Source organism: Burkholderia sp. HI2714 (genome assembly GCF_002223085.1).
In the GTDB taxonomy this organism is placed as follows: Bacteria; Pseudomonadota; Gammaproteobacteria; order Burkholderiales; family Burkholderiaceae; genus Burkholderia; species Burkholderia lata_D.
In genome coordinates this window covers 41,684-65,621 of the sequence record NZ_NKFM01000051.1, presented here as the reverse complement: position 1 = coordinate 65,621, position 23,938 = coordinate 41,684, and the positions used below count along the sequence as shown (strand labels likewise).

Sequence of the window (23,938 nt, the reverse complement as noted above, 5' to 3'; positions counted from 1 at the left end):
GCCTCCCCGATGAGGCTATCTACCGACTACGTCCCGCTCACGCGCGACGATCTCGCCGCCGGCGTCCCGCTCGGCTTCGATCTCTACGATGCCGACGGCGCCGCGCTGCTGCCGGCCGGCACGACGCTGCGCGATGCCGCGCAGCATGCCTTCCTGTTCGACCATTTCCGGCCGGTACGGCGGCGCGACGACGCCGAAGCCGCGGCCGAGACGCGCGTGCCTGACGCGGCGCCTCACACGCCGCGGATGGGGTTGTCGGCTGGGGCTTCGATCGGCATCCGCCGCCGGGTCGGCACGACCCGCGGGCTGCAGCGCTGCCGGTTGATCGGCATCGCCGCGTCGGGCGCGCTGTTCGTCGAGCCGCAGCCGGCGGCCACGCTCGACTTCGCGCGTGGCGACGACATCGAGGCCGTGGCGATCGGCCGTGCCGCGGTGTCGCGTTTCGGCGCGACGGTCGAGTCGGTGCAGGCGGCGGGTGCGTCGCGGTTCCTGGTGCTGTCGCCGCCCGGCTTCGTCGACCGGCTGCGCACGCGCGCGGAGCCGCGCGTGCCCGTGCGGATCGCCGCCTGCTGCGCGGGCGGGTCGGAGGGGGCGGAAGGCATCGGGATGGTGCACGACATCAGCTTGAGCGGCCTGTCGATTGCCGTCGACCGGCCGATCGCCGCAATCGGCGAACCCGTGCGCGTGCAGCTTCCGTACGGGGCGGGCGACCGGGTCGAGCTGCTGGCGCTCGACGGCACGGTGCGGGCCGTCCATGCCGATCCGGCGGCGCCCGCGCTGACGCTGCATCACGCGGCGTTCGGCGAGACCGGCGCCGACGACCTGATCCGCCTCAAGGCGCTGCTGTTCGATCGGCTGATGGCGTCGTCGGATACCGACCGGCGGCGCTGATGCAGGGCTGGGCACACCAGGCGCCGTGCCACGGTATTCAGTGCATGAATGCCGATAATCATCTGACGATTCGGCGTATTCCGCCGAGATTGTATGGTTTCCGTCAACAGTGAATTCGCGATTTAAGTATTTACCCTGATAGCGCCGCCTCCTAGACTTCTACTCATGCGCAACGACCCCGAGTCCGAAGCGCCTGACAAAACAATTCTGGAGGTAACGCATCATGAAATCGCTGATCAAGGCAGTTGCACTGGCCGCCCTGGTGGCAGCACCGGTGGTCTCGTTCGCCCAATCGAACCAGCAGCCGCTGACGCGCGCGCAAGTGCGCGCCGAGCTGGTCCAGCTCGAAAAGGCCGGCTACAACCCGAACGACTGGATGAACTACCCGGAAAACATCCAGGCCGCACAGGCAAAGATCGCCGCCGCACAGAACACCGGTGCGCAAGCGGATGCAACGGGCTACGGTTCGAACCCTGCCGCGGCGTCGCAGTCGGGTCAGCGCGTGGTCGTGCCGGCCGCAACCGACCGCTCGTCGGTGTTCTTCGGCCACTGAGCCCGCTCCCGGATGGCGGCCTTCGGGGCCGCTGTCTCAGCCGTATCGGAAAGCCCGCACTCGGTTCATTCGAGTGCGGGCGTTTTTGCGCCGAAACGTTTCGGAAACGATGTTCGGCGCAATGGAGGGCATGACGCCGGATATCGCGCGCAGCGGCGACGGGTTGACGCCCGAGACGGCCGTTCATGTGGTCGCCGTCAATGAAGCGTATTCGTGGCTGGCGGTGAAACACCTTCGTGTGACCGGCCACGCGCTGATCCGGAAGGGCGACCGTCGATACGACGAGATGGCGGCGACGGACGCAAGCGGGCAGTCCCGACACGACTACTTCGACGTGACGCCGTTCTTCGAGCGTTATCTGCCGATGGCGAACCAACCCTGGCGGCCGCCGGTCGCGCGGCGCCCGCTGACAATCCGCCGCGCGTGCGCTAGCATCGCGGTCGATGTCACCGTGGCACGGTGACCGATGCAAACGGGGCGCGGCAACGCACCGGGTTCCACGACTTCAACGAACAACAAGGAGCATCCATGCGTGTCTTGACCGGTCTGCTGTGCTCGCTCGCGCTGGCGGCGAACGTCGCCCATGCGCAGGCGAATTGTGCCGACGCGACGGATCAGGCGGCGATGACGGCGTGCGCCGATCGCGCGTACAAGAAATCCGACGGGGAACTGAACCGCACCTACCAGGCCGTCACCGCGCGCCTGCGCGATGCGCGGCCGCTTGCCGACAAACTCGTGAATGCGCAGCGTGCGTGGATCGCGTACCGCGATGCCGAATGCAACTTCTCCAGCACGAACGCCGAGGGCGGCAGCGCGTATCCGATGGTCGTGTCGACCTGCCTCGACGATCTGACGAAATTGCGCACCGAAACGCTGAAGGGCTATCTGTCGTGCGAGGAAGGCGATCTCGCGTGCCCCGTGGCGGCCAAGTAAGCGGGTAAGCGGGGCGCGCCGCCCGGCCGGCGGCACCTGCCATCCCGCCGCTGCCGGACGTCGTCCATTACACGTCGTCCGTTTCGTCGAGCAGCTTGTGCCGCATCGCGTAACGCACCAGCGCCGCTTCGTGCGGCATCTGCATCTTTTCCAGGATCCGCGTCTTGTACGTGCTGACCGTCTTCGCGCTCACGCACAGCGCGTTGGCGATCTCGGTCAGTGTCTGGCCGGCGGCGATCCGCCGGAACACGTCGAATTCGCGGTCGGACAGCCGCTGGTGCGGCAGCGTCTCGGCTGGCTCGTTCAGGCTCTGCGCGAACTGCTCGGCCATCGCGAGGCTCACGTAGACGCCGCCTGACGCCACCTTGGTGACCGCGCCGACCAGCTCCGCGCTCGCGCTTTCCTTCGTCAGATATCCGGACGCACCGGCGCGGAACGCGCGCACCGCGTATTGCTGCTCCGCGTGCATGGTCAGCACGAGGACGCGCAGCGCGGGCTTCTCGTCCTTGATCTGCTTGATCAGTTCGACGCCGTTGCGGCCCGGCATCGACAGGTCGAGCACGAGCACCTGCGCGGGCGTGGCGCGCACCAGCGCGATCGTCGACGGGCCGTCGCAGGCTTCGCCGGCCACCTCGAATCCGGTGGCATTCTGGAGGATGTGTCGCAGACCGTCGCGTACGAGCGTATGGTCGTCGGCGATGAGCACCTTGATCATCAGGTTTGCTCCGAGAAACCCGCCCTTTCAGGCTGGGGAGTGAAAGGGGAGAAGCCGATTAGCGGCTGCTCCAATGCTTGAGGCACACGCGAGCATGTGACATGGTGTGAGGCGTGGACATCAAGCGCACCTACCGATTCCGGTTCTATCCGACGTCCGAGCAAGCAGCGATTCTTGCTCGGACGTTCGGGTGTGTGCGTTTTGTGTATAACCACATGTTGCGTATGCGTGCCGAATCGTGGCATCAGCGCGAGGAGCGTGTCGGCTATCACGAAACCTCCGCCGCGCTCACCGAGCTGAAGAGAACGCCGGAGCATGTATGGTTGAACGAGGTCAGTTCGGTCCCGCTCCAGCAGGCGCTGCGCCATTTGCAGACGGCATTTGCGAACTTTTTCGCCAAGCGTGCCAAGTACCCAAACTTCCGTCGCAAGGACAGCGCGCAATCCGCTGAATACACGGCAAGTGCTTTCAGGTGGGATGGCTCAGCGCTGAGGCTGGCGAAGATGGATGCGCCGCTCATGATCCGTTGGTCGCGCACGATTCCGAAAGGATCAAGGGTGACGACCGTCACGGTGTCGAAAGACGCGGCGGGTCGATACCACGTGTCGATGCTTTGCGATGACGCGGTTTCCGTAAAACCGAAGTCGACCGGCAAGATTGGCATTGACTTCGGGGTGACAGATTTTGTCGTTCTTTCGACGGGCGAGAAGATCGCTGCGCCGAACGTGTTTCGCAAGAACGAGGCCAAACTTGCCAAGCTGCAACGGAGGCTGGCAAAGAAGCAAAAGGGTTCCGCCAACCGCAGGAAGGCGAGGCTCAAAGTCGCACGCATGCATGTTCGGATAGCAGATTGCCGCCGGGATTTCGTGCACAAGCTTTCGACCCGGTTGATCAACGAAAACCAAGTGATCACCGTCGAAAGTCTTGCTATCAAGCACATGCTGAAGAACCGAAGGTTCGCGAAATCGATCAGCGATGCAAGGTGGTCGGAGTTCGTGCGGCAGTTGACGTACAAGGCCGCGTGGTACGGTCGCACGCTGATCAGTATCGATCGCTGGTATCCATCCAGCAAGCGTTGCTCGGGTTGCGGGCATACCGTAGCCAGTCTGCCGTTGAAGGAGCGGGCGTGGGTTTGTCCGGAATGCGAGACATACCACGACCGCGACATCAACGCCGCGCGTAACGTTTTGGCCGCCGGACTGGCGGTGTCAGCCCATGGAGAAAGCGTAAATCCCATGTCTCTTTGAGGCGATGTTGGGTGGCATTCGGTGAAGTGGGAATTTCCTTCTTGAGGGAAGGATGAGTCAAGAGATGAGTGTTTCCTGTTGGACGGTACTGAGCGGGAGTGCGACGGTGATCGAGAAACCGCGCGCCAGCGCGGTGTCGATCGTCACGGTGCCGCCCAGCATGTGGGCGCGTTCGCGAATGCCGATCAAGCCGAACGATTTGTCTTCATGGGCCGGGCCGCCGGGCGCCGAGCCGCGGCCGTTGTCCGCGACGCGCAGCACGCAGAAGCCTTCCTCGACGTCGAGCCGCAGCGCGACGCGCGTCGCATCCGCGTGACGCGCGACGTTCGTCAGCGCTTCCTGGACGATCCGGAACAACGTGGTCGCGCCCGCGCTGGTGAACGTGAGCCCGCCGGTTTCGATGTGCCGTTCGACATCGATTCCATAGCGGTTCGTGAAATCGTTCGCGAGCCATTCGATCGCGGGCACCAGGCCGAGATCGTCGAGCATCACCGGCCGCAGGTCGGCCGCGATGCGTCGCACCGACGCGACCGTCGTGTCGATCAGCCGCCGCATGCCCTGCAGGTGCGTCTGCACGTCTTCGTCGGGTTGTATGCGACCCGGCACGCGCAGCTGCTGTTCGATCACCGACAGATCCATCTTCAGCGCGGTGAGCTGCTGGCCGAGGTCGTCGTGCAATTCGCGCGCGATGCGGGTCTTTTCCTCTTCGCGCACGTTCTGCAGGTTCGCGGACAGTTCGCGCAATTCCTCGCGCGACTGCTTCAGCGCGTTCTCGGCGCGCTGCCGCTCGGTGATGTCGCGCAGCATCACCGTATAGAGCTTGCCCGACGCGTCGCGGATCTGCGAGATCGACGCCTCGATCGGAAACTCCTCGCCGTTGGCGCGCAGCCCGAACAGCACCCGCTGGCGGCCCATCTGCCGCTCGGACACGCCCGTCACGCCGAACTGGTCGACGTGCCTGGCGTGCGCGGCGCGGAACCGCTCGGGAATGAAGCGCGACAGCGGCGCACCGATCGCTTCCATCGCGGACACGCCGAACACCTGCTCGGCCATCGGATTGAAGATCACGACCGTCTGCTTTTCGTCGATCGTGATGATCGCTTCCATCGACGAACGGATGATGCCCATCATCCGCGCCTCGTTGAGGATGCCGCGGCTGCTCGCGCCCGAATCGGCGGCGGAGCGGGCGCGCAGCAGCGCATGGATCAGCACCGCGAATGCGATCGACGCGATCAACCCCGCGGCGAGCACGGTGCCGGCCGCGCGTTGCGCCCCGGTGGCGCTCGGGCGGCCATCCGCGGAATACGCGAGCGTCAGCACCGTGCCGCCGAAATTCAGTTCGTCGGTGCGCCGCATCAGGTCCGGCGAAGCCGAGGCCTCGTCGGTCGTCGTTTCGACGCTGACGATCGCGCGCCGATCGCCGCCGGCGGTGATCCATACGTCGATCCCGCGTTCCGCGTCGAGCGCCCGCTCGACCAGGCGCCGCGGGCTCAACGCCGCGAACAGCACGCCGTCGGCGCCGGTTTCGCGCAGGCCGGGCGGTGTGGCGGCAGCATGCGGCGACGCGGCAACCGGCAGGAACAGCGTGAAGGTGCGGGCGTCGCGCGACGCGTCGTCGTCGGCCGGGTGGACGCCGAGCGCGACGTCGCCGGTCTGCAGCGCGCGCCCGAGCGGCGCCGCGTCGGACGCGCCGAAACGCACGACCGGTGAGTTCGACGCCGGTGCGCTGAGCGCGGCGGTCGCGAGCGTGCCGGCCGGCACCGGCTTCGCGCCGGCGAGGGCGGTGCGCGTCGCGGGCGGCAGCGGCGCATAGCCGATCTGGCGGACCGGCGAGCGGCCGCTGTCGAGGTCGAGCATCTCCGCATACCGGCGCCATTGTTCGGGCGTCATGCCCGGGACGAGGCTGAACGCGCCGCGCGCGCCTTCGAGCACGGCCGCGCTGGATTGCAGCTCGTGGCGGAGCATCGCGGTCACGTGCGTCGTGCGGCGTTCGAAACGCGTATGGACGGCGCCTTGCCACTGCTCGCGCACGAGCAGCGCGACGCCGAGCGACAGCACGGCGCCGGCGCACAGTGCAACGACGCCGGCCGCGAGCGGCTGGCGTAACATGATCTGGAGGCGCGTGGGCCCTCGGGTGTCACGCGTCGGGGTTCCACTTGCGGTCATTCGATTGGCATTCTGTTGTCAGGGGCTGCTCCCTGGCACCGGGAGCAGCACGGCAAAACCGGGTAAAACTCGCACCGGCTGCACGCAACGTCTATTTTCAAGATGAAATTGTGCGCGATTTACACGTTTTTTGTAATGGGGCCACTAGAAATTGCGGCAACCGGCGGGAAGCAGCGGGCGCGCCGGCCGCGCTTTGACGCGCATCAACGGGCGCGTCGACACGTGGGGCAGACTGTTCGGCAGGCCACCCGGCACCGGGCCGGGGGGCGATAACGGGCCGCCGTCGCGCGACGCGCGATGCGTGCCCGGTCGGAGGGACGGACCATGTACAAGCGGATTTTCGTCGGGCTCGACGGCAGCCCGAGCGCGCGTCTCGCGCTGAACGAGGCGATCCGGATCGCGGCGGCGTCCGGCGGTGAAGTGACCTGCGCGTATGTCGTCGAGCACCGGCCGCAGCTCGTCGACGTCGATGCGGGCTTCGCTGCCGCGCGCGAAGGCGATGCGGCCGCGACCGATGCCGTGACGCCGGTGCTCGACGATGCGAAGGCGGTGCTCGCGCAGGAGCATGTGTCGGGCACCGTGCGCGCGCTCGACGCCTACGGCGAGGATGTCGCCACCGTGCTGATGCGCACGGCGGCCGAAGCCGATGCCGACCTGATCGTGATGGGCACGAGCGGGCGGCATGGCCTGCGCCGGCTGCTGCTCGGCAGCGTCGCCGAATCGCTGCTGCGCGCGGCCGACCGGCCCGTGCTGCTGGTGCGGCACAACGAGCCCGGCACGGCGGCGACCGCGTGACGCCCGCGGCAACGCGCCGACGTTGACGCACGGGCGGTCGCAGGCGGCGACCGTCTCGCGCATTCGTCGGATGACGGCCTGATGAAACGGAAACGCACGATGCACGGTGTGTGAGCGCGGCTGTCGCTTGCGTCACATCGGCCGCGCGAGGGCGGCACGCCCGATGCCCCTTCGTGGCCGCAATCGCGTGCCGGCGGTTGCATCCCGACACGCAGTTCTGGCAGCATCGACCGGTGTCCGCTTGTTCGCCGCGCGCATGGCCGCGGCGATCGACGCAGCAGCATCCGGCGGCATGCGGTCGCGCGCGCGATGAGCGAAGCGAGGCCGTACGCCGGGTGCCCGGTTCCTTACCTTACCGACGTCATCCGCCATGCCGATCTCCGCTACCGACCTGATTCGCCAGTTCGACCTGCAGCCGCATCCCGAAGGCGGCTATTTTCGCGAAACCTACCGTGCGACCGATTCGGTCGTGCGTCCGGCCGACGGCGCGCCACGCGCCGCGTCGACCGCGATCTACTACCTGTTGTGCGACGGCGCGTATTCGTCGTGGCACCGGATCCGTTCCGACGAAGTCTGGCATTTCTACGCGGGCGACCCGATCGAAGTGTGGGTGCTCGACGAGCGCGACGGGCTGACGATCCATCGGCTCGGCAACCCGCTCACGCATCCGGGCACCGTGTTCCAGGCGGTCGTCCGGGCCGGAAGCTGGTTCGGCGCGCGCTGCGCGGCGCCGGAGCACGTCGCGCTCGTCGGCTGCACGGTGGCGCCGGGCTTCGAGTTCGCGGAATTCGAACTGGCCGACGCGGCCGCGCTGGCCGCCGCGTTTCCCGACTACGCGGAACACGTCGGGCAGCTCGCCCAGCGCACGGACATGTGACGACGGTCACGGCGGTGCCGCCAAGGGCGCGAAGCCCGTGCCGACGGTGCGTGTTCCGCGCGGTCGCGGCCAAACCCGTTTAGAATGCCGTGGTGCATCGGGTCGGCCGCGGGCGTGCCGCGGCAGCCGTTGCCCAGCAGTGCCGACGGCCCTCGTCGCACGGCTGCATGCCTTCCAGGAGCGCCGCCGTGTGGCACTTTCCCATCGCTATTCCATCGTCGCTCGGCCCGTGGGCCGTGTTCGCGAGCGTGTTGATCACGCAGCTCGGCGTGCCGGTGCCGGCCGTGCCGATGCTGATTCTCGGCGGCACGATGGCGGCAATGGGGCAGGCGTCCTGGGTCAGCATGTTCGCGGCGGCGATCGGCGCGACGATGCTGGCCGATTCGCTGTGGTTCTTCATGGGCCGCACGCGCGGCCGGCGCCTGCTGAACGGCCTCGTGCGCTTCTCGCTGTCGCTCGACACGACGCTGCGTTTCGCACGTAACGTGTTCGAAAGATACGGCGCGCCGCTGCTGGTGCTGTCCAAATTCCTGCCGGGCCTCGGCCTCGTGTCGGCGCCGCTGCTCGGCACGACCGCGATCGGCGTCGGCGTGTTCCTGTTCTGGGACCTGGCCGGCGCATCGCTGTGGGCCGCGTTCTGGCTGGTCGGCGGCGCGGCCATTCACGACCAGATCGTCCAGTTCGTGCTGTGGGTGCGCGCGAGCGGCGGCACGATCCTCGATGCATTCCTCGCGATCTTCATCACGTTCCTGCTGTACCGCTGGGTGCGTCGCGTGCAGTTCCGCCGCTATCTCGCGCAGGTGCGCATCTCGCCGCCGCAGCTCGTCGAGATGATGACGTCGGACGAGCCGCCGCTGATCTTCGACGCGCGGCCGAAAGCGATCCGCGAGCGCGAACCGTACCGGATCGCCGGCGCGGTGCCGGTCGATCTCGATTCGCCGGACCTGCTCGATCCGGAAATGCTGAAGCGGCCGATCGTCGTCTATTGCGTGTGCCCGAACGAGGCCACCGCGAAGCGCTTGATCGCGAAGATGCAGCGCAAGAAGATGATCCACAACATCCGCGCGCTGAAGGGCGGCCTCGATGCGTGGGAGAAGCACGGCTATCCGGTCGAGCCGATGCCGGCCGATCTTGATGCGTCGCGTTATTTCGTGCGGCCGGATCACGCTGCGATCGAAGGCGAATACACGGTGCGCGCGACGCTGTCGAAGTGATGCCGGGGGGGCGTTCCTGACAGAAAGTGTCCAAAAAGTGCACCAAATTTTTGTCGGTAGCATGGACCGCGCTGGATCGTTGGTGCAGATATCGGCAGAACAATGGAGCAGTCTGGAAAAAGAAACTGCATGCCTCGCGTCGCCTTTCCGTACAACACTCTTAGGTTTAGATTGCGCGCGAACTGCTTTCAGCCGTTCGCGTGCGTTCCTTGCAACCTCATCAGGCGGGATGCTTGGCAGGGCGCTCCTCAATTGATCCCAAGTAACAGGCGGGGCCGTCAATCAACGGCCGCATGTACCGCATGCGTCGCATCGAAACAGATCGCCGCGTGACTTTCTGGCGGCAAAAACAACTCCTTCACCCGCCGCATGATTTCCCGCTGCTGGTCGGACATCAACGCTGAACGCAGTTCCGATTTCAACAAGACGCTCTGCTTGCGTCTCGTGTGGGGGAGGCTATTGCGGAAATTCGCCGCGCACGCGGCCTGACGCAAGCCAAGCTTGCGGAAATGATCAATCTTGAGCAGGAAGCGATTAGTCGATGGGAGCGCGGGAGGCGCGCCCCGACGCTCTACCGACTACAACAATCCAGTGATGCACTGGATTGTTCGGTAGATCAGCTTTTGCAGCGTGGGTCGAAGCATCTACGCTTTCCGGTCGTGCGCCCTGTCTTGATATCTCGGCCGCGTTAATTTTCGCCAAGTCGGTAAATATTCCTCAGACTTTAGCTACAATGACGCGAGAGCGACGTTACTTCGCCGCTGGCTGACCGTTTTTGTGTCGTTTCTCTGACGGTAGCTCGAACCTGAGAGAAGGACGACAAAGATGGCACTCAGACCACCCGCATCCGGGGACCTGAAGAATCGCGACCTTTACGAGGCCGTTCATCGTGGCTTGTTACAGCACGACCGGCTGTTGATGCTGGATACCCCACTCGGCAAGAACGCGTTGACCCCGTTGCGGGCGCGCGGATCGTCCGGGATCGGTGGTGACTACCACTGGACAATCGACGTTGCATCGCTGCGCAGTGATACCGATTTGCTGTCGCTGATGCATCAGCCCGTCACGCTGTGGATTCAGCAGCGAACAGCGCCTTACGTGGATTCGGTCTATCGGCCCGTGCACGGCTTCGTGCATCAGGTTGGATACTTGGGGGGCGACGGTAGCGTATCAACTTACCAGCTTGAATTCTCGTCCGCGCTGATTTTCCTGAGCAAGACTCACAACGACGAGGGTTGGCTCGAAAAGGACGCGCGCGAAATCATTTCCGACGTTCTCAATCGCTATCCGCAGTTCCAAGGGCGGTTCCGGTTCGACCTGACGCGTGAGCCTGCTGTGCGCTCATGGTGTCGTCAAAGCGAATCCGACCTGCATTTCGTACACCGCCTTCTCGAAGATGAAGGCTGGTACTTCTATTGGGTGCACGAACCGACGAAAGAGGGTGAGCCGCCGAAAACGACGCTCGTCATTCTTGATCGCGTGTCGTCGCTGCCGGACGCAAAACCAGCCGAATACTATCGCGGCAACGCTGATCACGAAGCAGACGGATTTACACAATGGGCGGTCGTGCAGACGATACAGAGTCTGCGCTACATGTCGCGCGCGTTCGACTACAAACGACCGACTTCGCATTTCCAGACAGACAACGCCTTGCAATCCACTGTCTACGAGGCGGGCGATGGCCGGCAGTCGGAATCGCGCAGCGTTCCTGCTGCGCCCATGACCGTCTACGAGCCGACCGCATATGGATACCCAAATTCGGACAGCGGTGCGGCGCGCGCACGTCGCCGTGTAGAGGGATGGGATGCGCGCGCTCGGCGTTACTTCGGTGTCGGTGGTCTGCGATGGCTTGATGCCGGATTGCGATTCACGCTGAACAATCATCCCCGCCATCCCGACAGCGATCCGAAGAAACGGGAATTTCTCGCCATCGAGACGCGGTGGTACATCGAAAACAACGTGTCGATTGGTCAACAGGTGACCGAATATCCGCGCAGCCTGCGCACCATGCTGGCCGAACAGCAGGCAGCACACAGAATGCGTTTCAAGACACCGGAGCACCCGCAAGATGGAACGGCGGGATTTTTCGTCATTGAGGTTGAGGCGCAAGAGGCGAGTGTTGAATATCGCAGCCCGCTCGCGCACACGAAGCCGAACATGTCGATCGAACACGCCATCGTCGTGACGCAGCAAGGATCGGAAGCGTGGACGAACGAGCGGAACCAGGTGCGCGTTCATTTCGCATGGGACCGCAAGAACCCTGATGGCGCGTTCGCTTCGTCGCCGCTGCTGTCGACCATGCAGGCTGATACCGGCAACGGTTACGGATCGGTACACGTGCCACGCGCCGGTGAATGGGTTTTGGTCGCCTATTGGGCAAACGATTGCGACAAACCGTTCATTTTGGGGCGCGTCAACGGTGGCACGACGCCTTCCCCATGGCATTCGAATGTGCTGATGTCGGGTTTTCAGTCGCAAGGGTTCGGCGGTACGGGGGCGTTTAACGCGTTCGTCCACGATGATGCGACGAACCAAGGTGGTACGCGGCTCGTCAGCTACACGGGCAGCAGCTACGCATCGATCGCGCAGGGCTATTTGATTCAGCAGAGCGGCAACACGCGCGGGCGGTATCTCGGGTCGGGGTTGCTGCTGCACGCTGACCATTACGCGTCGATGCGCGGGAGCCGTGGCGTGTCGATTAGCGCGCACCCTGTTTCGCGCGACAGCGATCAGTTGGACGTTGACGAGGCGCGAGAACAGCTTACGCGCTCGAAAAACTTGCTCAGCAGCATTTCGGATGCGAGCGAACAGCATCAAGCGGAGAGCCTGAAACCCGGCGTCGATGCGCTGACGGCGTTCACCGACGCAACGAAGCAGTCGGCCACGGGCGAGTCGTCCGGCGGCCATACGGCGGGCGGAGGAACAGGTAACGCCAACGCATTCGCTGAACCGCTGTTGTTGTTCGGCAGTCCGGCCGGGATTGGCCTGTCCACGCACCAGTCCTTACACGCAAGTGCAGACCAACAGGCGAACTGGATCAGCGGTCAGGATTCGTATCTTGCGGCAGGCGGCTCGATGCACGCGGCCGCGATTGATCACCTGAGCCTGTTTGCGCGTAATCAAGGCATCAAAGCCGTAGCTGGCAAGGGCAAGGTCGAAATACAGGCGCAGGATGGCGATCTTGAAATGATCGCGCAGCAGCTTGTGAAGCTGCTGTCAGTGGCCGGACGGATGGAAATCGCAGCCGACCAGGAACTGGTCCTGTACTGCGGTGGAGCGACGATTCGCGTCAAGGGCGGCAACGTCTCGATACACGCACCGGGTAACGTTGACTTCAAGGGTGCGTCATTCAGTTTCTCCGGGCCGGTCAGCGACTCTTACGCGATGCCGCAGTTCAAGCCGTCGTATCAGGCGCAATACGTCCTCAAAAACGAGAAAGACGGCACGCCGATGATCCGACATGCTTACGAAATGAAGCTGCCATCGGGACGAACCGTGGTCGGGCACACAAACGATCTTGGAGAAACAGTGCCGGTTTTCACGCCGAGTGCGCAGAGCGTGAGTCTCAAAGCGTTCGAGCAGGAAAAGCAGGATGTCGAGCCGTGGAAGTATGCAGGTGGTGGGGAACCCGACATTTGGGCCGATTACCTGAAGGTTGACCCTGACGAGCGCACGTGAGCGCCGACGACACTAGGAGAACACAATGGGCGGATCACTTCAACCGGCTGGCGCGTGCGAAACAATCAAAGAGCGTGTACCTGAATACGCGCTTCTGCCGCCGGGAACCAAGGGATACTTGCAGGAGAAGGTCGAGACTGCGCTGAAAACGGCGAAATACATTCCCGTCAAGTTGCGCGATGGATCGATCGTTCACCGGTTGCTCATGCAGTCCGCGATGAGTGTGCCGATGATGATCGAGGAAGAATTCAAGTCGAAGTGGCTATTCAAGTACAAGGCCGAAGTGAGCTTCGACATGATGCCGTTCTTCGCGACAGGCGGCGTTGCCGCTCCGATTCCCTTCTTGAGTAATGAAAAGCCCCACGGTACAGAGCGCCGTCGAAGCCGGAACCCGTTTCCGCCCGGAGCGAAGGTAGGTGCTCTTCGGCGACCCGACGTGATCATTGTGGAAAGTGAGGCGATTCTCTGGCCCGGGCGTGGAACCGTCGATCGCGAAGGCGGGCATCACGGCAATAATATGTTGCGATTGGTCGAAGTCAAATTCCCGGGTGACAATTGGGGGCCGGGGCAAGAGGAAGCTTACCGAGCGATTTCCGGCGACTTCAAAAACCGCATGACCGTTATTGACGTGACTGACTGCAATGGGGACTTGCAGAAAATCCCTAAGCCAGCGCCCATTCCCGCACCGAAAGCCAACGACGAGAAGGAGCGGCAGACAGTACCCATTCGCAGTATTCCCGCTGTCCCGCACCATGTCTGGTACGAGGACTGGTGGCAAAAGGCACATGAGTTCGGCGAAGAGGTTGAACACGCTGTCGCCCCTGTTTGGGATGCCGTTCATCGTGGGTATTCATACGTGTCTGCTGAAACTAGCGCGTTCCTGCATCAGCATGCGGCATGGATGTTTACGGCTGGTCAGTGGGTCGCCGACAAGGCGCATAGCGCTTGGGTGTGGGTTGACGAGACCGGGCACGAAATATTCCGCTACACAGCTGCGCAACTCAAGGCCGGGTGGGAAGCGATCGTACGTATGACCGATATGACGTGGGACGTGCTCACGCATATCGATTGGGCGCAGGTCGGCGTGACGCTGCTGAAGGGAGCCGCGATCGCGGTGGCCATTGTCGTCGGCGTCGCGATCGTCATCTTGTTGTTACCTGAGTTGATCGCGATCTTTGCTGCGCTGTGTGCAATTATCGCGGCTGGTGCGGAAGCCGCTGCGGCATTGGCTGCAACCCTTGGTGTAGTGGTCGGCGGTGGGAGCGCAGTTGCGGCGCTTTCCGCAAGCTGACTGAATTCATGTGCGATTGATCAATAGACGATCCGATTATGACTTTGAGTGATCCGAAACCTGTCTTGACGCCGTTGCAGGCGCTGTCCCGCTATCAGGAAGATTTGAGCGTGCGCCTTGCCGACAACTCGATGGGTGTGTTGCCGGGTGTCATCGGTACAGTGTTCTTTGAGCGTGGCTCGCAGCCTGAGGTGCGTCAGGCGATCCTTGACTGCTTTGACCGCTTTGACGAAATGTTCGGCGAGCATCTGAAGGGAGGGAAGGATGCTGACCTTGGAAAATTCACGACGCGAAATGCCAAGGGTGTGGAGAAGATTCGTCGTGCAATTTCCGATACACCATCATATATGCAGGTCAGTGTGTTGCGTTCCAGTGCAACCGACCAAGATACAGCGGCAGAATACAATATCGGGGTGCTAACCGGGACGGCACTTCAAGAGAACTACGTTTCGCCCACCGGACGATTGAGGGTGCCTAAGGGACGGGAGACGGGTTTATCGCATTTGAAATTCAATGTGCCGATGAACTTGGTCACTACCGCCGAAGGAATCGCGAAGTACGAGGAATTTCTGCGTTATGTGTGTAACAGACTCGTAGTGCGCGGTGGCTATGGTGGGTTGGCGCCTGTTCTTGCGTATAGCTACCACCGATATATGCCGCAAGAATGGGCACTTGCGGAACGTTTCAGCGGGTTAGACATTGACAGTACCGCGCACCTGCAGAAACAAGAGTACGACCCGGTGTCCTACGAAGGCGAATCCAAGGACGATCTAACCGCCTCCTATGATCATTTGCATCCCGGCGCGAAAGTCGGCCGGTGGGGCTTCATCAAGGGGGTGAACTGGTACACGATCCTAGGTGAACTGTTCATCGATCGCTTGGGCGGCGAGGTCGCGATCCGGGAAAAGCTTGATCGTCCCGACATTCACATCGAGCGCGCGAATGCGTGTTTGATGATCCGCGCGGGCGCTTTCCCGCGCCTTGGTGCTCCTGAAGAAGGGTTGCCCGAGCCGTACGTGTTCGTGAACAGTGTCTTGCGTGTGCTGCGTGATCCGAAGCCCGATGCGCTACACACCTATATTCCCGATCTTCCGAGCGCGGATGTGAAGAACGCGCGCAAGTGGGTAGCTCGATTTGATTTGCCTGACGCCCCGCCGATCCCTGAGCCGCCCACGATCGTTCCGCCGCCTGTGAGTCGCGAACCTGCCCGCAGGAGCGTGCGGGGCGGCAACCCGTGCCCTGAAGCTGGCTGGTGGCACACACCGGCAAAGGCGGGAAGCCGCCGTTACTTCGAAGCTGGCGAAATCATGCCCGTGATAGAAGGCAGTTCGTGGGGTACAACGAATTGGCACTGGTCGCCGGACGAGAAGCAAGGTGGGTAACGTGGCTTATTCGACCCGGGGGGACGCATGGCGGATGAGATTGAAGTGATCGTCAGGAAAAATATTTCAGGTGTATGCGATTCGTTTGTCTTGAGTACAGTGTGTACCGCGCTCAAGGACAACGGTTTTGTCGAGGCTGCGGGGCAGAATCTGTCCTGCGTCCGAGCAATTCATCGAGCCAGTGAGCGAATTTGTCCGGAAGTCATTAAAACAGACTTGCGATTCCAAAGGTATTTGTCTGAGCGCATCATGGCGGCGAGCGTGAGGCCGCAGCGACACTGGCTTATCGAGGAGCTTGAGAATTTGGATTCGTGTGTCGATAGATGCAACATTCTCAAGCAAGCAATTACACCGAAAACGTCTCTGCTGACGTTGGTTTGGGGAATTCCTGCTCTTTTTGCGGATGTTGCGTTAGGGATTCGAGTCAACTTTTTTCGTCAATTTACTGCGCACGGGAAGCTCGACAGGCTGCTGGAAGAGCATGTGAACTCTGAGAAAATTGACGAGCGTGTGATATTCGAAGAGTTGCTGGCCGGAAATGACGGAGTTCCTGCACGATACCGTCAGGGAGTTGAAGAGGCTTTGAGGACGTATTGATCTAAGCAGGGGCATGGCTACTTCAGGGCTGGCGAAGTTACGCTTGTCATCGAAAGGAGCCAGCGGCGTGCGGTACCAGAGGAAAAATACACCAGCTAACCGATCATGACTCGATACCTGATTCTCGACGGTGATCACACTACAGTGGCGGGAACGGTGCAAGCCAAGGCTACGCCGTTCGCGCTTGACGGCAGGCACATCGCGCACGAGAACGATGATGTGTTCTGCACGGTGTGCAAAACGATCGGCAAAATTCAATGCGTTGGTCCGCGACTTCCAATGACCGGGCCAGACGGTCGTCGCGTAGCGCTGAGTGACGATCTGTGCGTTTGCAAGTGTCCGGTGCCACCGCTGCTCATCGCGTCGCAGCACCTCATGTCGGTTGATGTCTGAAGCGACAGTCGTTGGTTGCGAATGTAGTCGCCAAGAACGTCAACAAGTACAAAGGGGATGGTATGGGCCACCGCGAAGCGCCTGATCGCGAAGATGCAGCGCAAGAAGATGATCCACAACATTCGCGCGCTGAAGGGCGGGCTCGATGCGTGGGAGAAGCACGGCTATCCGGTCGAGCCGATGCCGGCCGATCTTGATGCGTCGCGTTATTTCGTGCGGCCGGATCACGCTGCGATCGAAGGCGAATATACGGTGCGCGCGACGCTGTCGAAATAAATCCGCGCGCGAGAGTCGCGCGCATTCGAATTCCACTACCGGTTTCACGTCCCCGCGATTTTTCCGAAAATCGACTGGCGTGAAACGGCTTCTCCTCCCTATAATCCCGCCTGCATATTGCGTGCGCCTGATCGCGCACATTCGACGCGTGTTCGTTCACGCCGAAAGCGATTGATCCCGTCGCCGTCCGTTACGCGCACAGCCGCGTCGAACGGGCCGCGCGGGCGTATTCCGCGAAAGGCCCGATCCGTTTCCCGGATTGTTCCGGAACCTACGGATAATCCGCGGCGATTCCTGTCGGATTGACGCAGTATCCGTGTCGTTTCTAATTTGGAAAACGACGGCGGAGATTATTTCGTTTTCGGCATGCCGGAATCGGCATGAACGGTCGCGCATTGACATCGACAATGACGGCGGCTCGTTCACGGCTGCCAGGAGACGGACTTGAAACAACCAGAAGACCAGTTGCATAGAGGGCTGGAAGAGCGACACATCAACCTGATGGCGCTCGGCGCGACGATCGGCGTCGGCCTGTTCCTCGGCTCGGCCACCGCGATCCGCGTCGCCGGCCCGGCCATCCTGCTGACCTACCTGCTGGGCGGCATCGCGATTTTCCTGATCATGCGCGCACTCGGCGAGATGGCGATCGCCAATCCCGTCGCCGGCGCGTTCAGCCGCTACGCACGCGACTACCTCGGGCCGCTGGCCGGCTACCTGACCGGCTGGACCTACTGGTTCGTGTGGATCGTCACCTGCATGGCGGAAATCACGGCGGTCGGCGTCTACATGCATATGTGGTTCCCCGGCGTGCCGAACTGGATCTGGGCGCTCGCGGCGCTCATGGCGATGGGCTCGGTGAACTTCATCGCGGTCAAGCTGTACGGTGAATTCGAGTTCTGGTTCGCGCTGATCAAGATCGTCACGATCGTGCTGATGATCATCGGCGGCGGGTTGATGATCGCGTTCGGGATCGGCAACGGCGGTGTCGCGATCGGCCTGTCGAACCTGTGGGCGCACGGCGGCTTCATGCCGAACGGCATCGACGGCGTGGTCGCCGCGTTGCCGATCGTGATGTTCGCGTATCTCGGCGTCGAGATGCTCGGCCTCACCGCCGGCGAGGCGCGCAACCCGGAGAAGTCGCTGACGAAGGCCGTGAATTCGGTGTTCTGGCGCGTGCTGATTTTCTACATCGGTGCGCTGTTCGTGATCATGTCGCTGTATCCGTGGGACCAGATCGGCACCCAGGGCAGCCCGTTCGTGATGACGTTCTCGCGGCTCGGCATCCCGGCCGCCGCCGGCATCATCAACTTCGTCGTGCTGACCGCGGCGCTGTCGTCGTGCAACAGCGGCCTGTTCAGCACCGCGCGGATGCTCTACAACCTCGCGCAGCAGGGCCAGGCGCCGAGCAAGCTCGGCCAGGTCAATCGCCACGGCGTGCCGGTGTACGGCGTGATCGTGTCGGTCGCGCTGCTGCTGATCGGCGTGCTGCTCAACTATCTCGCGCCGCAGCACGTGTTCACGTGGCTCACGTCGGTGTCGACGTTCGGTGCGATCTGGACGTGGTGCGTGATCCTGATCGCGCAGATGCGCTTTCGCCGCACGCTGTCGGCCGACAAGATCGCGCGCCTGCCGATCCGCGTGCCGTTTTATCCGCTCGGTTCGTTCGTCGCGCTCGGCTTTCTGGTGCTGGTTGTCGTGCTGATGGCGTTCACGCCCGACACGCGCGTCGCGCTCGTGATCGGGCCGGTCTGGATCGTGCTGCTCGGCATCACGTATGCGCTGTTCTACGCGAACCGTCCGGCGGCATCGGTGCCGACGAAGTCGTAAGCAGCACGGGCAGGGGCCCGCACGACCCTTGATCGCGATCATGCACGCGCGGGCCGAACGACCTATGCTGAACGAATCGATTGTCCGCGCTTCGCGTGGCAACCCGCCGATCCCCGTGACCGCCGCGACCGCGGCGGCGGTCCGGCCGCCGTGCGCCGCTTCCGCGCGAAGCTCCCGTCGTCGTTCCGCGACGACGCGCACGCACGGAGGCCTTCGCCATGCAGCCTGCCCAGCCAATCCCGACGCTTGCGCGGATCGCGCTGGCCGTCGATCCGACGCCCGAATCGCTGTCCGCCGCGCGCTATGCGCGCACGCTGCTGCGCCCCGGCATGCGATTGCGCATCGTCTGCGCCATCGACAACCCGCGACTCGTATTGCCCGACATCCCGCGCATCGACGCACTGCTGACGTCCGCGCGCGAGGACATGATGCGCGAGGCGCAAGCCATCAACGAACGGATCGCGGCGATGTTCGCCGACAGCGGGATCGAGGTCGAGCAGGCCATCATCGATACGTCGGTGACGGGCGGCTCGGTGGCCGATGCCTTGGTGAGCGATACGTCGGCATGGCATGCGGACGTGCTGATGGTCGGCGCGAATCCGCATCACGGGCTGCTGCGGCTCGTCGAAGGCGCGATGTCGGACACGTTGACGACACGCGTGCGCTGCGCGTTGCTGATCGTGCCGGCAGACTACGTACGGCCGTCGGACGGCGGCCTGCAGCGGCTGATGTTCGCGGTCGACGGCAGCGAGCCGTCGCTGCACGCGGTGCGCGTCGGGCTCGGCTTCGCGGCGCCGACGACGTTGCTGTACGCGGCCTACGTGATCGATCGCGCGGTTCGTCTGACGGATATCGTGCCGGTGCGCGCGCTCGAGGATGCCTATCGCGCGGAGGGCGAGGATGCGCTCGCGAAGATCGGCCCGCTGTTCCATGCGACCGGGAACCCGAGCAAGCGCGGTGTCGTCGAAACGCGCCCGACCAGCGACGACGTGGCCCATGCGCTGATGCGCGACGCCGTGCACTGGCGCGCCGAACTGCTGGTGGTCGGTACGCATGGCAGGCGCGGCATCGCCGCCTGGCTGATCGGCAGCGTTGCGCGCCGCATTGCGCATCTCGCACAGGTGCCGGTGCTGCTCGTGCGGGGTAGCGAATGAATCGCGCGGTGTCGCGATCGAAGCAGGCTTGGCTTGACCTGCATCAGAAACGGCGCGCCTCGCGCGTGAGACATTGACGGAACATCCGGCAACGCAGCCGGTCCGTCGTGCACGTACCGCGCGGCCACACTGCAACACGCGTGTCGATGGCGGTGATCGACGGTGCATTCGCAGCCGTTACATCAATTTCCGGAGCCGCAACGTGCGATGCACGGCGCGTCATCCGACCGAGAACTCTCCGGCACGAGGGTAGGCAGCCACGGTTGCCTTGGAGGACGGGCGGGGTGCAAGTCACCCCGTCCGCTTTCCGCGCTCGTGTTGTAGTTGGCCCCGTCTGGATTGCTTTCCCCGCAGGAATCGTCGTCATTGCGGCCGTGTCGAACGGCGCGTCATGATGCGCGGTGGCGCGCGGTGACGCCGATGCGGATCGGTGAGGGTCGCGGCATATGCACCGGCGTCGTACAGGCACCGCGTGCGGCAGGCGCTGCCGACGTTGCGAGCGATTCAGCCGTTGCACGGCCCCCGTGCCGGACAACGGCTGCTTGCACGCTCAGGTGACGCGAAGCGTCGACCGCAAGTCGTGCCGTCGGCCGGCACCGCGGCGCACCTGCGGACGCTGGCGCCCGACATGCAGCGGCGCGCACGCGCTGCACGCGCGGTTGCGCAGGCGGTTCGCGTGCGGCCAGCCGGGGCGCGCCTTGCGATGTGGCTCGGCATCGGCCGGCGCGTCGGGTGCGGCCCGCGCGCAGAGTGCCGCGGCGAACCGTTGCAACGCGAGCACCGAACCCGCGACGCTCTGGTACTTTTCGCGGCCGATCTGCCCGTCGAGCGTGACGAGCAACCCGGCTTCGCGTGCGAGCGCAAGCAAGGTGTCGATATTGTCGGACGGAAGGTTGCCGGCCGACACGGCCTGGGCGGGCAGGGCGCGCGTTTTGCCCGACGCGCGCCGCTGGCCGTCCCGGCCCGGTAAGTTGCGATGTGTCATGGTTGGTCTCCTGCGCCAGGCCCCGCATGCCGGCTCGATGGCCGGCTAGCGATGACCCGTATGAACGTTTCGTCCATGTCACCAGTATCGTGTCGCGCCCGTGCGCTGCCAAGCAGCGCGCGCTGAAGTCGCTGTCAGGTATTGCGCTGCGACTATCGGAATCCGCTGACAAGCCAATCGGCCGATCGGCCGTCCCGGCGACTCGCCGGCCCGTTCGTTCGGACGAATGGGAACGCGTGGAGGAGATTGCTTGACGCATGATTTCGGCCGGTCTAACTTGGCCAGTGCATCGGCGTCGGGCGGCGTTCCATCGTTAGCCTCTGTCAGCCGGTGCCGCGCCCCGGGGTGGCGTGGCAGGGCTTTCAGTCTCGTTCGCGGGCAGTTTGCGCCGCGAATCTTGCGCGGCCGGTTCCGGGACGGATCGGCACGGCGGCACGCAACGGGCCGTTGATCGCGCGCAAACACGCGCCGGCGCATCGCACGCCGCGCCGCCATTCAGTCTTTAAGCTTCCGGTACCTTCTTCTTTTCGTTCCTCGACCGTCAGGAGTCCGTCGATGTCCAAGGACAATTTGCTCGATTCACTCAAGGAAGCCGCCAAACAGCGCGCGATCGGTTCGGATCAGTTGCGTGCGATGCTCGATGACGAAGTACGCGCCCTGTCGTCCGACGCGCGGGTGCACGACTACATCCACGTATTCGCGATCCGGCACCTGCGCGAACGGATGCGCCGGCAGGACGATCTCCACGACGACACGCGTGCCGATGCGCCATCCGCGGACGCCGATCCGCGTCCGAGCCATCGCCTGTGACGGGCCGGCGCCGCGGCTGATGCCGCGGCCGTGATACGACCCGTCGCCGAGCCGGGGCCGGATCCTGATCGACATTCATGTGTCGATCGACAGCGAACCGGCCCATTCCAACGCCTTTTTTGATTGCCGTGCCCGGGATCGACGGTGCCGTCGTCGCGTCCGCGGGCGGTGCGCGCACGGCGCCGTGCGGCGTGATCATCCTGACGATCCGCTAACAACCGGCCTGCGTTTTGTCATACGTTTCACTGAATTGTCACGGCGGCCTCAAGTAAGTGGCGCGATTGCCGTTTACCCGGTGAATTCGTCCACCGGGCGTTCGCGCTCCCTTACCGAGTCGTTGCCATGCTCTCGTCCATCCGCGCCCGCATCCTTGCCGCGTGCGTCGCCATCGTCGTATTCGCGCTGGTCGCCACCACGCTCATCAACTATTTCATCGCGCGCTCGTACAACGACGACGCGATCGACCGCAACCTGACCTCCGTCGCCAGCGGCCACGTGGTCGGGATCGCCGACTGGGTCGCCACCCGGAGCCGGATGATCGCGTCGCTGCAGGATGCCGCGTTGACGCCCGACCCGCTTCCGGTGTTCAAGCAGATGGCCGCGGCCGGCGGTTTCACGAACGTCTACGCGGGCTACGCCGACAAGGCGTTCCACTTCTCCGACCCGACCGGCATTCCGCCCGACTACGATCCGACCGGCCGCCCGTGGTACAAGCAGGCCGCGCAGGCCGGCAAGCCGGTCGTCACGCCGCCGTACGTCGACGCCGGCACGGGCAACCTCGTCGTCACGTTCGCGGTGCCGATCCTGCGCGACGGCGCGCTGAAGGGCGTCGTTGCAGCGGACGTCTCGATGGACACCGTGATCGCGAACGTGAAGACGATCCACCCGACGCCCGCGAGCTTCGGGATGTTGATCGACAGCAACGGCCACGTGGTCGCCCACCCGGACGCGAAGCTCACGCTGAAGCCGGTTGCCGACGTGTCGCCGGAACTCGGCGCGACGAACGGCGCGACGATCGCGGCCGCGACCGCGCCCGTCGAGGTGAGTGTCGGCGGCGACGCGAAGCTGGTGCGTGCGCGCCCCGTGCCGGGCACGGACTGGTACGCGCTGGTGCTGCTCGACAAGAACGAAGCGACGGCCGGGATGCGCTCGCTGCTGACCGCTTCGCTGATCACGCTGCTCGTGATCGTCGGTGTGGCGTCGCTGATCATCGGCGCGATCACCGCGACCGCGTTCCGCCGCCTGTCGCAAGTGCGCCAGGCCATGGCCGCGATCGGCTCGGGCGCCGGCGACCTGACGCAGCGCCTGCCGGCCGACGGACGTGACGAAGTGGCCGACATCGCCCGCTCGTTCAACAGCTTTGTCGACAAGCTGAACGACGTGATGCGCCAGATCCGCGACGCGAGCGAATCGGTACGCACGGCCGCGAACGAGATCGCGGCGGGCAACCAGGACCTGTCGTCGCGCACCGAATCAGCGGCGGCGAGCCTCGAGGAAACGGCCGCATCGATGGAAGAGATCACGGCGACGGTCGGTCAATCGGCAGCCGCCGCCGGCCAGGCCGACGAACGCGCGGCGGCCGCGTCGCGGATCGCGTCGCATGGCGGCGTGGTCGTGTCGGACGTCGTCGCGACGATGGAGAAGATCGAGGAAGCCTCGGGCCGGATCGGCGACATCATCGGCGTGATCGACGGGATCGCGTTCCAGACCAACATCCTCGCGCTGAACGCGGCCGTCGAAGCGGCACGCGCGGGCGAGCAGGGCCGCGGCTTCGCAGTCGTCGCGCAGGAAGTGCGCAGCCTCGCGCAACGCAGCGCGCAGGCCGCACGCGAAGTGAAGGTGCTGGTCGAATCGACGGTCGCGAGCGTGTCGGCCGGGTCCGGGCAGGTGCGTCAGGCGGGCGACACGATGCGCGAGATCGTGTCCAACGTGTCGAACGTGACGACGATCATCTCCGAGATCACGCACGCGGCGAACGAGCAGACGCGCGGCATCCAGGAAGTGAATCGCGCGGTCACGCAGCTCGACGAAATGGTGCAGCAGAACGCGGCGCTCGTCGAACAGTCGACTGCCGCCGCGACCGCGCTGCAGTCGCAGGCGAACGCGCTGGCGACCACGGTCGGGAGGTTCAAGGTCGCTTGACGCGGCTGGTGG

At 64.0% G+C, this 23,938-nt stretch carries 22 protein-coding genes and 1 pseudogene; 19 read left to right on the top strand and 4 right to left on the bottom strand.

What is annotated here, in order from left to right; all coding sequences use genetic code 11:
* Window positions 1-9: 9 nt before the first annotated feature.
* The 4 genes from CFB82_RS25845 to CFB82_RS25830 all read left to right on the top strand — a co-directional run bounded on the left by CFB82_RS25845 (window position 10) and on the right by CFB82_RS25830 (window position 2,377).
* Window positions 10-891 carry a PilZ domain-containing protein gene (locus CFB82_RS25845; protein ID WP_089485837.1) on the top strand — a complete coding sequence of 294 codons (882 nt, stop codon included), beginning with the start codon at window positions 10-12 and terminating at the stop codon, window positions 889-891.
* Between the two features lie 223 nt (window positions 892-1,114).
* Complete coding sequence (locus CFB82_RS25840; RefSeq protein WP_069251539.1) at window positions 1,115-1,444, top strand: DUF4148 domain-containing protein; 330 nt, start codon at window positions 1,115-1,117, stop codon at window positions 1,442-1,444.
* Window positions 1,445-1,607: 163 nt separating this feature from the next.
* The gene (locus CFB82_RS44600; RefSeq protein WP_373558851.1) at window positions 1,608-1,907 is read left to right on the top strand and encodes a hypothetical protein; all 300 of its coding nucleotides are present in this window, start codon (window positions 1,608-1,610) and stop codon (window positions 1,905-1,907) included.
* A gap of 65 nt (window positions 1,908-1,972) precedes the next feature.
* A complete protein-coding gene (locus CFB82_RS25830) occupies window positions 1,973-2,377 on the top strand; it encodes a lysozyme inhibitor LprI family protein (RefSeq protein WP_089447618.1) in 405 nt (134 codons plus the stop codon).
* 67 nt (window positions 2,378-2,444) lie between these two features.
* Here the strand turns inward: CFB82_RS25830 and CFB82_RS25825 are convergent, their stop codons facing one another.
* The gene (locus CFB82_RS25825) at window positions 2,445-3,092 is read right to left on the bottom strand and encodes a response regulator (RefSeq protein ID WP_006483707.1); all 648 of its coding nucleotides are present in this window, start codon (window positions 3,090-3,092) and stop codon (window positions 2,445-2,447) included.
* 113 nt (window positions 3,093-3,205) lie between these two features.
* On the opposite strand from CFB82_RS25825, the gene CFB82_RS25820 reads away from it, so the two are divergent.
* A complete protein-coding gene (locus tag CFB82_RS25820) occupies window positions 3,206-4,339 on the top strand; it encodes an RNA-guided endonuclease InsQ/TnpB family protein (protein WP_089485835.1) in 1,134 nt (377 codons plus the stop codon).
* Between the two features lie 57 nt (window positions 4,340-4,396).
* Here the strand turns inward: CFB82_RS25820 and CFB82_RS25815 are convergent, their stop codons facing one another.
* Window positions 4,397-6,505, bottom strand: coding sequence for a PAS domain S-box protein (locus CFB82_RS25815; RefSeq protein ID WP_089485834.1), 2,109 nt, complete (start codon window positions 6,503-6,505; stop codon window positions 4,397-4,399).
* Window positions 6,506-6,829: 324 nt separating this feature from the next.
* Between CFB82_RS25815 and CFB82_RS25810 the strand changes: the two genes are divergently transcribed.
* From CFB82_RS25810 to CFB82_RS25800, 3 genes are all read left to right on the top strand, one after another.
* Window positions 6,830-7,300 (top strand): universal stress protein, encoded by a 471-nt coding sequence (locus CFB82_RS25810; protein ID WP_069251543.1) that lies wholly within the window; start codon window positions 6,830-6,832, stop codon window positions 7,298-7,300.
* Window positions 7,301-7,670: 370 nt separating this feature from the next.
* The gene (locus CFB82_RS25805; protein WP_069251544.1) at window positions 7,671-8,177 is read left to right on the top strand and encodes a cupin domain-containing protein; all 507 of its coding nucleotides are present in this window, start codon (window positions 7,671-7,673) and stop codon (window positions 8,175-8,177) included.
* A 188-nt stretch (window positions 8,178-8,365) separates the two neighbouring features.
* Entirely contained in the window at window positions 8,366-9,391 is a 1,026-nt protein-coding gene (locus CFB82_RS25800; RefSeq protein WP_089447621.1) for a DedA family protein/thiosulfate sulfurtransferase GlpE, read from the top strand.
* Window positions 9,392-9,669: 278 nt separating this feature from the next.
* Here CFB82_RS25800 and CFB82_RS43380 read toward each other — a convergent pair whose 3' ends face one another.
* Window positions 9,670-9,816, bottom strand: coding sequence for a hypothetical protein (locus tag CFB82_RS43380; protein WP_174943684.1), 147 nt, complete (start codon window positions 9,814-9,816; stop codon window positions 9,670-9,672).
* A 21-nt stretch (window positions 9,817-9,837) separates the two neighbouring features.
* Between CFB82_RS43380 and CFB82_RS25795 the strand changes: the two genes are divergently transcribed.
* From CFB82_RS25795 to CFB82_RS25755, 9 genes and pseudogenes are all read left to right on the top strand, one after another.
* Window positions 9,838-10,083 carry a helix-turn-helix domain-containing protein gene (locus tag CFB82_RS25795; RefSeq protein ID WP_256990472.1) on the top strand — a complete coding sequence of 82 codons (246 nt, stop codon included), beginning with the start codon at window positions 9,838-9,840 and terminating at the stop codon, window positions 10,081-10,083.
* A 133-nt stretch (window positions 10,084-10,216) separates the two neighbouring features.
* Window positions 10,217-13,069 (top strand): type VI secretion system Vgr family protein, encoded by a 2,853-nt coding sequence (locus CFB82_RS25790; protein ID WP_089485832.1) that lies wholly within the window; start codon window positions 10,217-10,219, stop codon window positions 13,067-13,069.
* 25 nt (window positions 13,070-13,094) lie between these two features.
* Complete coding sequence (locus CFB82_RS25785; protein ID WP_089485831.1) at window positions 13,095-14,360, top strand: VRR-NUC domain-containing protein; 1,266 nt, start codon at window positions 13,095-13,097, stop codon at window positions 14,358-14,360.
* Window positions 14,361-14,398: 38 nt separating this feature from the next.
* Window positions 14,399-15,742: a type VI immunity family protein gene (locus tag CFB82_RS25780; RefSeq protein WP_089485830.1), complete on the top strand. Its 1,344-nt coding sequence runs from the start codon at window positions 14,399-14,401 to the stop codon at window positions 15,740-15,742.
* A gap of 27 nt (window positions 15,743-15,769) precedes the next feature.
* A complete protein-coding gene (locus CFB82_RS42440; protein ID WP_143750967.1) occupies window positions 15,770-16,339 on the top strand; it encodes a hypothetical protein in 570 nt (189 codons plus the stop codon).
* 105 nt (window positions 16,340-16,444) lie between these two features.
* A complete protein-coding gene (locus CFB82_RS25775; RefSeq protein WP_089485829.1) occupies window positions 16,445-16,732 on the top strand; it encodes a PAAR domain-containing protein in 288 nt (95 codons plus the stop codon).
* Between the two features lie 66 nt (window positions 16,733-16,798).
* A pseudogene (locus tag CFB82_RS25770) lies at window positions 16,799-17,008 on the top strand (cytochrome P460); the annotation flags it as partial.
* A 444-nt stretch (window positions 17,009-17,452) separates the two neighbouring features.
* Window positions 17,453-18,835, top strand: a complete 1,383-nt coding sequence (locus tag CFB82_RS25760) for an amino acid permease (protein ID WP_089447622.1) — start codon at window positions 17,453-17,455, stop codon at window positions 18,833-18,835.
* A 218-nt stretch (window positions 18,836-19,053) separates the two neighbouring features.
* Window positions 19,054-19,989: a universal stress protein gene (locus CFB82_RS25755; RefSeq protein WP_089485828.1), complete on the top strand. Its 936-nt coding sequence runs from the start codon at window positions 19,054-19,056 to the stop codon at window positions 19,987-19,989.
* Window positions 19,990-20,539: 550 nt separating this feature from the next.
* Here the strand turns inward: CFB82_RS25755 and CFB82_RS25750 are convergent.
* The gene (locus tag CFB82_RS25750; protein ID WP_089485827.1) at window positions 20,540-20,974 is read right to left on the bottom strand and encodes a hypothetical protein; all 435 of its coding nucleotides are present in this window, start codon (window positions 20,972-20,974) and stop codon (window positions 20,540-20,542) included.
* A 555-nt stretch (window positions 20,975-21,529) separates the two neighbouring features.
* Here CFB82_RS25750 and CFB82_RS25745 point away from each other — a divergent pair.
* Both CFB82_RS25745 and CFB82_RS25740 read left to right on the top strand, forming a co-directional pair.
* A complete protein-coding gene (locus tag CFB82_RS25745) occupies window positions 21,530-21,784 on the top strand; it encodes a DUF3562 domain-containing protein (RefSeq protein ID WP_089485826.1) in 255 nt (84 codons plus the stop codon).
* A 342-nt stretch (window positions 21,785-22,126) separates the two neighbouring features.
* A complete protein-coding gene (locus tag CFB82_RS25740) occupies window positions 22,127-23,926 on the top strand; it encodes a methyl-accepting chemotaxis protein (protein WP_089485825.1) in 1,800 nt (599 codons plus the stop codon).
* Window positions 23,927-23,938: the final 12 nt, after the last annotated feature.

Coding starts and splice junctions, on each gene's coding strand:
- CFB82_RS25740 (WP_089485825.1), top strand. CDS start 22,127: ATGCTCTCGTCCATCCGCGCCCGCATCCTTGCCGCGTGCGTCGCCATC.
- CFB82_RS25745 (WP_089485826.1), top strand. CDS start 21,530: ATGTCCAAGGACAATTTGCTCGATTCACTCAAGGAAGCCGCCAAACAG.
- CFB82_RS25790 (WP_089485832.1), top strand. CDS start 10,217: ATGGCACTCAGACCACCCGCATCCGGGGACCTGAAGAATCGCGACCTT.
- CFB82_RS25750 (WP_089485827.1), bottom strand. CDS start 20,974: ATGACACATCGCAACTTACCGGGCCGGGACGGCCAGCGGCGCGCGTCG.
- CFB82_RS25815 (WP_089485834.1), bottom strand. CDS start 6,505: ATGACCGCAAGTGGAACCCCGACGCGTGACACCCGAGGGCCCACGCGC.
- CFB82_RS25785 (WP_089485831.1), top strand. CDS start 13,095: ATGGGCGGATCACTTCAACCGGCTGGCGCGTGCGAAACAATCAAAGAG.
- CFB82_RS25830 (WP_089447618.1), top strand. CDS start 1,973: ATGCGTGTCTTGACCGGTCTGCTGTGCTCGCTCGCGCTGGCGGCGAAC.
- CFB82_RS42440 (WP_143750967.1), top strand. CDS start 15,770: ATGGCGGATGAGATTGAAGTGATCGTCAGGAAAAATATTTCAGGTGTA.
- CFB82_RS25840 (WP_069251539.1), top strand. CDS start 1,115: ATGAAATCGCTGATCAAGGCAGTTGCACTGGCCGCCCTGGTGGCAGCA.
- CFB82_RS25825 (WP_006483707.1), bottom strand. CDS start 3,092: ATGATCAAGGTGCTCATCGCCGACGACCATACGCTCGTACGCGACGGT.
- CFB82_RS25810 (WP_069251543.1), top strand. CDS start 6,830: ATGTACAAGCGGATTTTCGTCGGGCTCGACGGCAGCCCGAGCGCGCGT.
- CFB82_RS25775 (WP_089485829.1), top strand. CDS start 16,445: ATGACTCGATACCTGATTCTCGACGGTGATCACACTACAGTGGCGGGA.
- CFB82_RS25755 (WP_089485828.1), top strand. CDS start 19,054: ATGCAGCCTGCCCAGCCAATCCCGACGCTTGCGCGGATCGCGCTGGCC.
- CFB82_RS25805 (WP_069251544.1), top strand. CDS start 7,671: ATGCCGATCTCCGCTACCGACCTGATTCGCCAGTTCGACCTGCAGCCG.
- CFB82_RS25845 (WP_089485837.1), top strand. CDS start 10: ATGAGGCTATCTACCGACTACGTCCCGCTCACGCGCGACGATCTCGCC.
- CFB82_RS25780 (WP_089485830.1), top strand. CDS start 14,399: ATGACTTTGAGTGATCCGAAACCTGTCTTGACGCCGTTGCAGGCGCTG.